We start from the raw sequence: 13,688 nt of genomic DNA, 5'->3' as shown, positions 1-13,688 counted from the left end.
GGTCAGACGCCCGTACTGCCCGTGGTGTCGGGCGCATCGTCGGCGCTCTGCCGGCTCTGCCCGGCGGAGCCGGACTGGTGATGGGGCAAGCGGTCGGCGCGCCGCACTTCGCCGATGGAAAACAGATCGTCGCCGATATCGAGCCCTTGCTCGCTATCGACCAGCACAAAGTTCTCGGCAGAATCGGCCGTACTTTGCTTGTTGCCTGCCACGGACGGCGTGCCGCCCTGGCTATTGCCGGGTTGCGGCGTGGTGGAGTTGCCCATCATCTTCTCCCTGATCGTAAATGCGAGTTGATTGCAGATTAACTGCGTGTCGGCCGAGGCCGGCGCAGCTATTTCATCATAGTCCATGCCTGCTGCATTGCATCAAAATTTTGCGCTAGCCAGCGGTAGCCAGCCAAGCGGCACGGCCCTGGCCAGCGGCGTGCCTGCTTCCCGCCGGCCAGGGTCACTTGCTACTCACCTACTTGTTGCGCGACCCGGAGCTGGAACCGGAACCGCCGCTTTGCTTGTTGCCACTGTCGCGGTTGCCCTCCTGGTTCATGCTGGCATTGTCGCGCGAGCCGCTGGAGGTGGCGGCGCTTTGCCGGTTGGCATCATTCTTGTGGCTTTGGCTGCCTGCGCGGCGTGCCTCTTCCGACGTGAATTCATGCGCCGTGCCCTTTTCATGCGCGGCACGTCCGCCTTCGCTGGCGATTTCGCGCTGCTGGGCCGGGTCCATGGAAGCGAAACCCCGTTTGCTGGTATCGCTTTGCTTGCTGCCGCCGCTGCCGCCACTGCTGCTGCCGCTACTGGTTTTACTACCTTGCTGTTTATTGTCGCTCGATGTGGCCATGATGATCTCCTTGATCGATAGAATCGAAACAGTGCAAACCATGCAATTCTTCCCCCTCGCATGGCAAGGGAACCGTCATCTTAGTGCGCGCATGGGGCACAAGAAATAGGAGGATGGCAAGAGCGCATGTAGGATGAGTCCCGCCCACGGTGGCGCAGTTACTTTCAGTTTTCCACCAAAAGTACCAGACACTCAGCAGTTCTCGGGCAGTGGAAAAATCGCCGCGTCCGCCGTCACGTAGACGCGCTCGCCAGCGCCTGGCCGCACCGCATGGCCGCCCGTAAAGGCGCCAAACGAGGGCAGGATGGCGCGCTGCCGGCCCAGCAGGAAACATGGCAGGCGCAGGCCGCCCCGGTCTGCGCGCAAGTGAAACACGGGATGCACGTGGCCCGCCAGCACATAGCCGGGCGCCACGGTGTCCGGGTGATGGCAGAACGACAGCTTGCCCACCTGGTGCGGTTCATCGACCATGCGGATGCCCAGCGCGGCGGCCGGATCGCCCGCATGCGCGTCATGGTTGCCGCGCACCACCGTCAGGCGCACGTCGGGATGGCGCGCGCGCCAGGCCAGCATGGCCGCCACGGTGGCGGCCGCATGGGCGGCGCGCGCGTGCAGAAAATCGCCGAGAAAGACGATTTCCTCGCAGGCGTAACTGGCCAGCAAGGCGTCGAGCGCCAGCAGGTTTTGCGTGGTGGTGCCGCGCGGCACGGGCACGCCCAGCGCGCGGAAGGCGGCCGCCTTGCCGAAATGGATGTCGGCAATGATCAGCATGCCGCGCGCCGGCCAGTACACGGCCTTGTGCGCCAGCAGCCAGACCAGCTCGCCGGCCAGCTCCACCGCGCAATGCGCTTGCCGGGTCCCGTTCATGCGGCCGCCTTTTCCAGCGCCAGCACCAGCCGCGCTACCCGGTCCGACAGTTTTTCCGTCGTCAGCTGTTCGCGGAAGCGCTCGACCATCAGGCCGAAGGCAAATGGCGAGGCGCGCTCCAGCGCTTGCAGGCAGATACTGCGTCCATGCAGCTCACGCAGGGTGGCGCGCAGGCGCGTCAGTTCCAGTTCCTGCTCCAGCACTTCGCGCTGCGCCTGCGTGAGCAGCAAATTGGCCGCGTCATGCTTGCGGAACACTTCAAAGAACAGCGAAGACGATGCCTGCAGCTGGCGCGCGCTTTTCGGCTGGCCCGGATAGCCCTGGAAGACGAGGCCGGCGATACGGGCGATTTCGCGGAAACGCCGCTGCGACAGTTCCGTCGCGTTCAGGCTGGCCAGCACGTCTTCCAGCAGGTTGTCCGTGCTGAACAGGGGCACATCGGCGCCGCTGGCGGCCGTCAACAGCGGCGCAAACGCGATATCGTCCGCGCCCAGCAATTCGAAGCCGTAATCGTTGACGGCGATCGACAAGGTGGCCGGCTGCACGCGGGCGATGCGGTAAGCCAGCAGTGACGCCAGGCCCAGATGCACGGAGCGGCCCGCGAACGGATACACGAACAGGTGCTGACCTTCGCGGCTGGACAAGGTTTCCAGCAACAGGCTGGCGCGCGTGGGCAGGCTGGACCATTTCTGCTGGATGGCCAGCAGGGGCGCCAGCGCGCGCATTTCCGGCCCGCTGGCCTTGCCCTCCTGCGCCAGCTGCAGCTGGTCCAGCACGGCGTGCGCCAGTTCCGACGACAGCGGCATCTTGCCGCCCTGCCAGCGCGGCACGGCACCGCGGCTGCCCGTAGCGCGCCGCACGTAAGCCGTCATCTCGTGCACGCGCACGAATTCCAGGATGCGCCCGCCAAACAGAAAATGGTCGCCCTGCTTCAGGCGCGCGATGAACGATTCCTCGATGCTGCCGATCCGCCCCCCGCCGAGGAACTTGACCTGGATCGCCGCCTCCGAGACGATGGTGCCGATGCTCATGCGGTGGCGCCGCGCCAGCGCCACGTCCGGCACGCGGTAGACGCCTGCATCGTCGGGCAGCACCCTGCGGTATTCCGGGTACACGGTGAGGCTTTGCCCGCCGCGCGCGACGAAATCGAGCGCCCATTGCCACTCGTCCGGCGTCAGGCGGCGGTACGACCAGGCCGCGCGCACTTCCCCGTACAACTGGGCTGCATGGAAACCGCCGCCCAGCGCAATCGTCACCAGGTGCTGCACCAGCACGTCGAGCGGCTTGTCGGGTACGGGCCGCGCCTCCAGGTGGCCCTGCGCCAGGGCAGCGCGGGCGGCGGCCGCTTCCAGCAATTCCAGGCTGTTGGTGGGCACCAGGGTGACGCGCGAAATGCGCCCCGGCGCGTGGCCGCTGCGCCCCGCCCGCTGCACCAGGCGCGCGATGCCCTTCGCGCTGCCCACCTGCAGCACCCGTTCGACGGGCAGGAAATCAACGCCCAGGTCCAGGCTGGACGTGCACACGACGGCTTTCAGCTCGCCCGTCTTCAGGTGCTGCTCGACCCACTCGCGCACTTCGCGGTCCAGCGAACCGTGGTGCAGGGCGATCAGGCCCGCCCAGTCGGGCCGCGCATCGAGCAGGTGCTGGTACCACAGCTCGGCCTGCGAACGGGTATTGGTAAACACCAGGGTGGTGGCGCTGCCCTCGATCTCGGCGATCAGCGGTTGCAGCATCTGGATGCCCAGGTGGCCGCCCCAGGGAAAGCGCGTGGGATTGACGGGGATCAAACTGTCGACGAGGATGCGCTTCCTGACTTTACCTTCGACCAGCACGCCGTCATTGTCTTCGCCCAGCAGCACGTCCTGCGCCTGCACCAGGTTGCCCAGGGTGGCCGACAGGCCCCACGTCATCAGGTTTTCCTGCCAGCGGCGCAGGCGGGCCAGCGCCAGCTGCACCTGCACGCCGCGCTTGCTGCCCATCAATTCGTGCCACTCGTCGACGATCACCGTTTCCAGCAGGCTGAAGCGTTCCTGTGCGTCCGCCTGGCTCAGCATCAGGGACAGGCTTTCCGGCGTCGTGACGAGCACCTCGGGCCAGGCCTTCGCCTGCCGCGCCCGCTGCGCGGCGCTGGTATCTCCCGTGCGCGCCTCGATGCGCCAGCCGGGCGCCAGCGTTTCGCCGGACGCCTGCAGCGCGCGCACGGTATCGGCCGCCAGCGCCCGCATGGGCGTGATCCACAGCACGCGCAAGCCCTGCTTGCGGCGCTTGCGCGCCAGGCGCTCGGCGCGCAGCAAGGCGCCGAACCAGACGGCATACGTCTTGCCGGAACCCGTGCTCGCATGCAGCAGGCCCGATTGTCCCTGTGCAGCGCTGCGCCAGACGGCGCGCTGGAAGGGAAACACCGTCCATCCGCGCCCCGTGAACCAGGCATCGATGCGCTGCGCCAGCGTGCTCATCGCCTGCTCATGCGGCGCTCGCCAGCATGGCCTTCAGGGTGGCCAGGGTATCGGCGTCGGCGACTGTCTTGTCTTCTCGGCGGCGCAGGATGCGGGGAAAGCGCACGGCGATGCCCGCCTTGTGGCGGCCGGACGCGGCGATGCCTTCGAAACCGATCTCGAACACCATCGTCGGCTGCACGCTGCGCACGGGGCCGAATTTTTCTATCGTCGTCTTGCGGATGGCCGCGTCGACTTGCGCGATCTCCGCATCGGTCAGGCCCGAATACGCCTTGGCGAACGGCACCAGCTTGCGCTCCTCGCCACCTTCCTCATCCCACACGGCAAACGTGTAGTCCGTGTACAGCGAGGCGCGCCGGCCGTGGCCCGCCTGGGCATAGATCAGCACGGCGTCGATGGCATACGGATCGATCTTCCATTTCCACCACGTCCCTACATCCTTGGTGCGGCCCACGCCATACGCGGCCGACACGGCTTTCAGCATCAAGCCTTCCACGCCGCGCGCGCGCGATTCCTCGCGGATGGCGGCCAATGCCTCCCAGCTTGCCGCCTCGATGCGCGGCGACAGGCGCAGCGCGGGAGCATGCACGCCGGCCACCACGCTTTCCAGCAACGCGCGGCGCTCCAGCTGGGGCAGTTGGCGCACGTCCACGCCATCGAGTTCCAGCACGTCGTAGGCGACCAGCACGGCGGGCAGCTGAGCCAATAGTTTGGACGAGACCGTCTTGCGGCCCATCCGTTGTTGCAAATCGGCAAATGGCGCCGGCACGTCGCCCGGCTGCCAGATGAGGATTTCGCCATCGAGCACGGTACCCTCCGGCAAGGCCAGCTGCGCCAGTTCGGGAAAGCGCTCCGTGATCAATTCCTCGCCGCGCGACCACAGCCAGTTCACGCCATCGCGGCGCAGCAGCTGGGCGCGCATGCCGTCGTATTTCCACTCGGCCAGCCAGCCGGCGGGCTCGCCCAAGCTCTCCGGCGCCGCCTGCAAGGGGTGCGCCAGGAAGAAGGGATACGGCTGGCCGCCGTGCAGCGCATGTTCGCCCTCCGACTGCGCGGCGATCAGTTTCAAGAATCCCGCGCCCGTGGGGTTGACCTTGCCATCGGTCCAGCCCATCAGGCGCTGGGCGATCAGCTTGCTGTCGACGGCGGCGATGGACGCCAGCGCGCGCGTCACCAGCAGTTTCGACACGCCCACGCGAAAGCCGCCGCCGATCAGCTTGATCAGCAGAAAGCGTTCGCGCGTTTCCAGCTCGTCCCAGTAGGCCAGCAGGGCGGCGCGGATGGCGTCGGGTGCCGCGCCGCGCAAGGGTGCGATGCGCTGCTCGATCCACTCGGCCAGGCCGACGTCGCTGCGCCTGGCGGGCGCGGGCAGGATCAGGGCGATGGTTTCGGCCAGGTCGCCCACGGCGTGATAGGCCTCGTCGAACAGCCAGGCATCGAGGCCCGCCCGTTCGGTCGCGTATTCGCGCAGCAATTTGGTGGGCACGGCCTGGCGCGGCTTGCCGCCGGCCAGGAAATACACGGCCCAGGCCGCATTCTCGGGCGAGGCGCCGCGAAAATAGGCCTGCAGCGCCGCCAGCTTGCGGCTGGTGGAGGTGGTTTCGTCGAGTTCCGCGTACAGCCGGGCAAAGTCACGCATGGCTGACGTCCTCCGCCGCCGTGGGAGCACCAGGCGCACCGTCATCGGCCTCATCATCGCCATATTCCGTCTCGAAACCGCCCGCCTGCCAGCCGTTCTGCTGGAGCCAGCGCACCATCACGGGGATAGCGCCATGCGTGACGATGATGCGTCCGGCCTGCGTGGCCGTGATCGCTTGCATCAGGCCGGGCCAGTCGGCATGGTCGGACAGGACAAAACCCCGGTCCACGCCACGCCGCCGGCGTGCGCCGCGCAGCAGCATCCAGCCGCTGGCAAACGCATCGCTGTAGTCGCCGAAACGCCTCATCCACGGCGAACCGGCAGCCGACGGGGGCGCGATCACCATGGCCGTCTTCAGCGCCGCCTTGTCCGTCACCTGATCCACCATGACGGTGGCGGGCAAGGCCACGCCCGACTCACGGTAGACCTGCGTCAATACCTGCGCCGCGCCATGGCAGATAATGGGGCCAATGGTGGCATCCAGGCCCGCCAGGATGCGTTGCGCCTTGCCGAAGGCATAGCAGAACAGCACGCTGGTGCGCCCTTCGGCCGCATTCCTGCGCCACCACTGGTTGATGTCGTCGTAGATTTCCTGCGGCGCCTGCCAGCGGTAGATGGGCAGGCCAAACGTCGATTCCGTGATGAAGGTGTCGCAGCGCACGGGGTCGAACGGCAGGCAGGTGGGGTCGGGCTGCAGCTTGTAGTCGCCGGACGCCACCCATACTTCGCCGCCGTGCGCCATGCGCACCTGGGCCGAACCGAGCACGTGGCCGGCCGGATGCAGCGAGACCTGCACGCCGTGGTGTTCGATGGTGTCGCCATACGCGAGCGCCTGGATGGACACCGCGCCCAGGCGCGCGCGCAGCACTTGCTCGCCGGGCGCGGCGCACAGGTAATGCCGGTGCCCGACGCGCGCATGGTCGGCGTGCGCATGCGTGATGATGGCGCGCTCGACGGGGCGCCACGGGTCGATGTAGAACTGACCCGGCACACAGTACAAGCCTTCCTTGCGCACCACCACCATGTCTGCCATGCCCTGCCCCCTGCGTTAACACGCGTTGGAATGGGCTGATTCTAGCGCTCTTGCGCCAGATCATCTGTCAGACAGCGCACACTGGGTTCACGCCGGTGCGACAAACTCGGCCATGAAGGTGCGCGTGGTGTTTTCGGGAAAGGCAATCGTGACCTGGTCGCCCGCCACCGACAGCACGGTGCCGATCTGGTAACGGGGCACGCGCACGCGGCTGCCGACGGCGATCTGGGGCGCCGGCGGCTCGGCGGGCGCTGGCGGCAGCTCGTCCAGGGTAATGGGCATGGCCAGCGCGGGCGGCGACTGGCAATTGTCGCAGGTGCAGCAGCGCTCGAAATCGCCGGCATCGCCAAAGTAATCGAGCAGCAGTTTCCAGCGGCACAAGCCGCTTTGCGCATAGGCCACCATCTGCTCGAGCGCCTGCTTGTCGCGCTCCTGCTTGTCGACGTAGATCTGCGCCAGCTGCGCATACGCGGGCGAGCTGGCCGAGGGCGCTTTCAGGCTGTAGCCCAGCTTGCGGTCCTGGCGCAACAGCTTGCCATCTTTCAACAGTTTCAGGCATACCTTCAGGTGGCCGTCGGAAAACTCGGGCAAACCCGCTGCCAGCGCGGCAAAAGTGAAGGTAGCCGGCAAGTCTTGCGCTACCGCAATGATGGCGGCCAGTTCCCCGGCCGTCGGGTAATGCTTGGCCAAAAAGAATTGCTGGACGCGCTTGTCTTCCTGGAAGTACAGCAAGGTGCAGCCGGCGGGCAAGCCGTCGCGCCCCGCCCGGCCCGATTCCTGGTAATACGCTTCCAGGTTGGCCGGCACCTGCAGGTGGATGACGAAGCGCGTGTCGGGCTTGTCGATGCCCATGCCAAACGCGTTGGTGGCCACCATGATGCGGCGCTCGCCGCCCATGAACAAGTCCTGATTGTGCTTGCGCTCGCGCGCCGCCAGCTTGCCGTGGTAGCAGGTGACGCTCTCGCCCAACTCTTCCAGCCGCGCCGCCAGGTCTTCGACGGCCTTGACGGTGGCCGCGTACACGATGCCCACGCCGGGCGTTTCGCGCAGCAGGCGCAGGACTTCATCCTGTTTCTCGCCGGCATTCGTGACCTGGATCACGCGGTAGCGCAAATTGGCGCGGTAAATGCCCGTATTGATGACGTTCAGCTTGCGCGCTTCCAGTTGCGTATCGATATCGGCCACCACTTCCCCGGTGGCCGTGGCCGTCAAGGCCAGCACGGGCGGACGGCCCAGCGCGCGCAGGGCGGCCGCGATTTCCAGGTAGGCGGGACGGAAGTCGTGGCCCCACTGGGAAATGCAATGGGCTTCATCGATGACGACCAGGCTGGGCGGCGCGCCGGCCAGCAGGGACAGGAAGGCGGTATTGGTAAGACGTTCCGGCGTGCAAAAGATGATGAGCCTGCCGCCCTGGGCGATGCGGGCGATGGCATCGTCTTCCTCGGCGCGCGACAGGCTGCTGTTGAGCTGCACGGCCGTGACGCCCAGTTCGTGCAGCTTTTCCAGCTGGTCTTTCATCAATGAAATGAGCGGCGACACCACCAGGGTGGCGCCGGGCAGTAGCGCGGCGGGCAGCTGGTAGCACAGCGACTTGCCGCTGCCGGTGGGCATGATGGCCAGGGTGTCGCGTCCGGCCAGCACGCTGTCGATGACTTCCTGCTGGCCCGCGCGCAGGCGCGCGATGCCGAATACCGAGCGCAGCAGACGCTGGATCTTGCGCTGGCGGGCGCTGCCCGGGTCTTGCACTGCAGAAATGGTAGTCGCCATCGTGGTCCTGTCCCTCACATGCCGGCGCCAGTCGCCAGCTTGCCGCCACTTTACGGCCGGGCCTGGCGCACCGCCATAGGACGGGCGCCACCGCTGGCGTAGGAATTCAGGAAGCGAAGAGGATGGCCCAGAACAGCATCAACAGCCCGGCAATCGACACGCACCACACGAGCGTGCGCACGACGGGCACGCCGAACGCGTACAGGGGCAAATACAGCACCCGGGCGGCCAGGTACAGGGCCGCGCCGTACAGGGTCAGCGCGCTTTCCTGCGCCGTCACGTGGGCGATCAGCACGGCGGCGGCAAACAGGGGCAGGGTTTCGAACAGGTTCGCCTGGGCCCGCTGCAAACGGCCCGTGATCTTGCCCACGGGCGGCCCATCGCCGTCGCGCGCGCTCACGTTATAGGCCGTGCCCGTTTCGCGCGTGCGAAACAGCGCGGGCAGCAGGATTTGCACCAGCGCCAGCACCAGCACCAGGGTACAGGCCAGCATCGTCAGTTCAGGGGTCATGCCTTACCTCTGCGGGTGAGACGGGCGGGCCGAAGCGGCGCGCGCCCGTCAGGGTTGGTCGAGTGCCGCTTGCAACTCCATCAAATCATAGGGCTTGCGCAGGACGCTGGCGGAAAAGCCCAGCTCATCCATCGACTCCTTGCCATAGCCCGTGGAAAAGATGATGCGCATATCCGGTTTATCGCGCAGCACCATGCGCGCCAGCGCGATGCCGGACATGCCGGGCAGGCTGACATCCGTAAACAGGATATCGAAGTCTTGCTCGTTGAGCAATTTCCACGCCGCCTCGCCATCGGACACGCCGCTGACCGTATGACCCAGCATGCCCACCAGTTCGCACACCATCAGCTGCGAATCGAGATTGTCTTCCACCACGAGTATCTTCATCGATGTCGGCATGTCCCCCTGCGGTTCCGGCGCATGGCCCGTCAAGTCCAGCCCCGGCGTGCCGCCTCCCAGCACGCCGGCCACCGGGTTGCCGGCCACGGGCGCGCCGGACCGCTCAAACTGGCGCGCGCGCATTTGCTGCTGGCGGTTGGCCAGCACATGGCGCAGCTTGCGCGCCAGCTCTTCGCGCCGGTACGGTTTGCTGAGCAATTCCACTCCCGCATCGAGACGCCCTTCATGCACGATGACATCCTGCGCGTAGCCCGACGTAAACAAGACGGCGATATCGGGCTGCAACTCGCGCGCCTGGCGCGCCATGTCCGTGCTGCTGACGGGGCCGGGCATGATCACGTCCGTAAACAGCAAGTCGATCTGCGCGCCGCTGTGCAGCACGGCCAGCGCGCTTTCGCCATCCTCGGCCTTGAGCACCGTATAGCCCAGCGCCCCCAGCATGTCGACCACGGTCGTGCGCACGCCCACGTCGTCTTCCACCACCAGCACGGTTTCCGTGCCGCCCGTGACGACGCCGCTCAATTCCAGTTCCTCGTCCGCTTCGGCCATCAGGGAACGGGGCAAATAGATTTTGACTCCCGTGCCCACGCCAGGTTCACTGTAAATGCGGATATGGCCGCGGCTTTGCGTGACAAAGCCATACGCCATCGACAGGCCCAGGCCCGTGCCCGCGCCTTCCGGCTTGGTGGTGAAGAACGGCTCGAACGCGCGCTGCAGCACGGGGCCGCTCATGCCGCGGCCCGTGTCCGTCACCGACAGCATCACGTACTGCCCCGCCGGCACGTCGACCAGGTTGTGCACATACTGTTCGTCGAGCACGACGTTGCCCAGCTCGATGGTCAGCTTGCCCACGCCATCCATGGCGTCGCGCGCATTGATGGCCAGGTTAAGGATGACGTTCTCGATCTGGCTGCGGTCGACCAGGGTATTCCACAGCCCGCCGCCGCCCACCAGCACGATGTCGATCGCTTCGCCCAGTGCGCGCCGCAGCAGCGCATCCATGTTGCGCACCACGCGCGCCAGGTCGGCCACCACAGGTTTCAACGGTTGACGCCGCGCAAACGCCAGCAGGTGCGACGACAGCTTGGCGCCCCGCTCGACGGCGGCAATCGCCGTGTCCAGGCGCTGGCGCATGAGGCCATCCGTGCCCGCCAGGTGCTGCAGCAAATGCAAATTGCCGGAAATGATTTGCAGCACATTGTTGAAATCATGCGCGATGCCGCCCGTCAACTGACCCACGGCTTCCATCTTTTGCGCCTGCCGCAAGGCGTCTTCGGCCTTGGTGCGTTCATTGACTTCCTGTTCGACACGGTGCTCGAGCGTTTCGTTCAATTCATGCAGCGCTTTTTCCACGCGGCGCCGGTCCGTGATGTCCGTCTTGACGGCGATCAGGGAACGCGTATGACCCTGCTCATCGACCAGGCGGCTGACGTTGCTCGACACCCACACTTGCGAGCCATCGGGCTTCAGGTAGCGTTTTTCCAGCGAAAACGATTCTCCCGTTTCCACCAGCCGCTGGAACAGCACGCTGTTGCCTGGCACGTCGGCCGGATGCATGATGTCGTTCATGTTCAGGCTCAGCAACTCTTCGGCCGAGCGGCCCAGCATGCAGCACAGGGCCCCGTTGACCCGCTGGAAACGGCCATCGAGGCCCAGCTCGGACAAGCCCACGGACGCCTGGCCGAAAATGGCCGCCATGCGCTCCTGGCTGGCATTGAGTTCATCCTCGATCAGGCGCCGCTCCGTCACGTCGAACGACACGCCCACGTAGCGGCGCTGGCCCGGCACGCGGCCGGCCACCACCTCGCCCTGGCGCGCGATCCAGCGCAGCGCGCCATCGGCGGGGCGGCGGATGCGGTACTCCACGTATTCGAGGGGATTGGGCGCCAGGTCAAGCTTGCTGGGTCCGACCTTTTGCTGGTCGCGCGCATCGACCAGGCTCACCAGCAGGCGTTCCGTCACTTCTTCTTCGTCGGCAATACCCCACAGGCGGCGGAAGGTGGGCGACACCAGCATCGCGCCCGTCTCGGGGAACCATTCGAAGGTGCCGATGCCGCCCGCCTGCTGGGCCAGGCGCAAGCGCTCCTCGCCTTCCATGCGCTCGGTGACGTCGATGCCTTCGACGAGGATGCCCGTCACCACGCCCTCGTCATCCTTGATGGGCTGGTAGACGAAATCGATCTGGCGCTGGCCCGTCTGCCCGTCCGCCGTCTGCAAATCCACCTTTACCTGGCGCCCTTCGAAGGGCACGCCCGTGCGGTAGACCTGGTCGAGCAAGTCGATGAAGCCCTGCGCCTTAACTTCAGGCAAGGCCTTTTCGACTGTCTTGCCCAGCACATCGCGGTGCCCCACCAGGCGCAGATAATGTTCATTCGCCAATTCGAACACATGCTGCGGCCCGCGCAGCATGGCCATGAAGCTCGGCGCCTGCTGGAACAGGGCGCGCAGCAGCGCCCGCTCCTCGCCCAGGCGGCGGTTGGCCGCGCGCACGGCCTCGCTTTCGGCTTGCAAGGTGGTATTGAGCTCGCCCAGCTCGGCCGTGGCCAGCTTCAGCTGGCGCCCCTCCTCCATGCGCGCCGTCAACTCCAGCGCCGTGCACAGCACGCCGTCCACCTGGCCGTCGGCGCCATGCACGGGCGTATAAAACAGGTCGAAACAGACGTCCGTGCGCTGTCCGTCGCGCAATAGCGGCAAACAGCGTTCGCGGTGCACCTGCGTCTCGCCGCGCAATCCCGCTTCGAGGATGCGCGCGTTCCAGTCCCAGATTTCGGGCCAGACGGCGGGCACCGTGCCGCCCAGCGCCGCCGGATGGCGCGCCCCGGCGATCTGGATGTAGTCGTCGTTGTAAATCATCACGTGCTGCGGGCCCCACATCAGCACCATCGCCATCGGCGAATTGAGCACGATGTCGACGCTGGTGCGCAAGTTGGCGGGCCAGCCATCGACGGCGCCTAGGCTGGTGGCGGACCAGTCGTGCCAGCGCACCAGCTCACCCATGCTGCCGCCGCCGCGCGGCCAGGCTGGCGCGCTCATGTGCTCATTCCCGCTTGCACGCACACCTGGCACTGGCGCGGGATGCGCACCGTCGCCAGCGTGCCCTGCGTGGCCGTCGAACTGATCTCGACCGTGCCGCCGTGGGCCTTGACGAACATGTTCACCGTGTACAGGCCCAGTCCCAGGCCCTGCCCCGTCCTGCGCTTTTCGCCCGCCTGCTGGAACGGTTCGAACAGGGTCGGCAGCAAGGCGGCGGGGATGGCGCCACGATTGGCGATGCGCAACTCAATGCTGTCGGCGGCGCGCCCGTCGAGGGCCAGCTGCACCGGCGTGCCCGCCTCGCCATGCGTGATGGCATTGCTTAACAGATTCGAGATGACTTGCGACAGCAAGCCCGCATCGCATTGCCCGTGCAGCTCGCCCACGCTGCTGACCTCGACCAGCGGCGCCTGGCCAGCCGTCTCGAATTCCTCGACGATGGCGCGCGCCAGCGCCAGGTAGTCGTGCGTACTGCTGCGCAACTCCATCGTGCCGGAACGGATGCGCGCCAGGTCCAGCAACTGGTCGACCATGCGCGCCATGCGCTTGGCGCTGCTTTCGATGCGCTGCGCCGTGACGATCACCTTCGGGTGGTCGCTCATCATCGGCAACAGCATGGCGCCATTCATCACCACCGACAGGGGTGTGCGCAAGTCGTGGCCCAGCACGGCCGTGAACAGTTCGTTGAGGTGCAGCGCATGCTTGAGCTCGTCGAGCTGGGCCGACAATTCGCGTTTCTGCTGGTACAGCTGCACCAGCACCGCCACCTTGCTTTGCAAGGCTTTCACGTCGATGGGCTTGTACAGGAAATCGACGGCACCCGCCTCGTAGCCACGGAAACTGTAGCTCGGTTCGCGCGACGCGGCCGTGAGAAAAATCAAGGGAATGCTGCGCGTGCGTTCGCTGCCGCGTATCAGCTCGGCCAGCTCGAAACCATCCATCTGCGGCATTTGCACGTCGATCAGAGCCAGTGCCACTTCATGCGTCAACAGCAATTCCAGCGCTTGCGCGCCCGAGCTGGCCTTCAGGATGACAATGCCGGGCCGCGCCAGCACGGCTTCGGCGGCGACCAGGTTTTGCGCGATGTCGTCAACGACGAGGATATGAATAGGGGCGGTCACGGATCAGTCTTCAGGCATCGTCACG

At 66.3% G+C, this 13,688-nt stretch carries 10 protein-coding genes; all 10 read right to left on the bottom strand.

The features are described 5' to 3' along the window. Positions 1–2: 2 nt before the first annotated feature. On the bottom strand, positions 3–269 hold the full coding sequence (locus tag AC1RJW_RS01300; RefSeq protein WP_493042827.1) for a hypothetical protein: 267 nt from the start codon (positions 267–269) through the stop codon (positions 3–5). A 196-nt stretch (positions 270–465) separates the two neighbouring features. Next, positions 466–837, bottom strand: coding sequence for a KGG domain-containing protein (locus tag AC1RJW_RS01295; RefSeq protein ID WP_493042826.1), 372 nt, complete (start codon positions 835–837; stop codon positions 466–468). Between the two features lie 192 nt (positions 838–1,029). Continuing rightward, positions 1,030–1,704, bottom strand: coding sequence for a ligase-associated DNA damage response endonuclease PdeM (pdeM, locus tag AC1RJW_RS01290; RefSeq protein ID WP_493042824.1), 675 nt, complete (start codon positions 1,702–1,704; stop codon positions 1,030–1,032). After that, complete coding sequence (locus tag AC1RJW_RS01285; protein WP_493042822.1) at positions 1,701–4,160, bottom strand: ligase-associated DNA damage response DEXH box helicase; 2,460 nt, start codon at positions 4,158–4,160, stop codon at positions 1,701–1,703. Before AC1RJW_RS01285 ends, pdeM begins: the two co-directional genes overlap by 4 nt. A 7-nt stretch (positions 4,161–4,167) precedes the next feature. Next, complete coding sequence (locus tag AC1RJW_RS01280; RefSeq protein ID WP_493042820.1) at positions 4,168–5,799, bottom strand: ATP-dependent DNA ligase; 1,632 nt, start codon at positions 5,797–5,799, stop codon at positions 4,168–4,170. After that, entirely contained in the window at positions 5,792–6,832 is a 1,041-nt protein-coding gene (locus tag AC1RJW_RS01275) for a ligase-associated DNA damage response exonuclease (protein ID WP_493042818.1), read from the bottom strand. The genes AC1RJW_RS01280 and AC1RJW_RS01275 overlap by 8 nt, the downstream gene beginning before the upstream one ends. 87 nt (positions 6,833–6,919) lie before the next feature. Beyond that, complete coding sequence (locus tag AC1RJW_RS01270) at positions 6,920–8,599, bottom strand: RecQ family ATP-dependent DNA helicase (RefSeq protein WP_493042816.1); 1,680 nt, start codon at positions 8,597–8,599, stop codon at positions 6,920–6,922. Positions 8,600–8,705: 106 nt separating this feature from the next. Then, positions 8,706–9,110, bottom strand: a complete 405-nt coding sequence (locus AC1RJW_RS01265; RefSeq protein WP_493042814.1) for an MAPEG family protein — start codon at positions 9,108–9,110, stop codon at positions 8,706–8,708. Between the two features lie 48 nt (positions 9,111–9,158). Next, entirely contained in the window at positions 9,159–12,542 is a 3,384-nt protein-coding gene (locus AC1RJW_RS01260; protein ID WP_493042812.1) for a hybrid sensor histidine kinase/response regulator, read from the bottom strand. Then, positions 12,539–13,663: a hybrid sensor histidine kinase/response regulator gene (locus AC1RJW_RS01255; protein WP_493042809.1), complete on the bottom strand. Its 1,125-nt coding sequence runs from the start codon at positions 13,661–13,663 to the stop codon at positions 12,539–12,541. Before AC1RJW_RS01255 ends, AC1RJW_RS01260 begins: the two co-directional genes overlap by 4 nt. Positions 13,664–13,688: the final 25 nt, after the last annotated feature.

This window comes from Janthinobacterium sp. GW822-FHT07A03 (assembly GCF_058798815.1).
The sequence above is the reverse complement of the archived record's forward strand: the minus strand, read 5'-3'. Positions and strand labels throughout refer to the sequence as shown.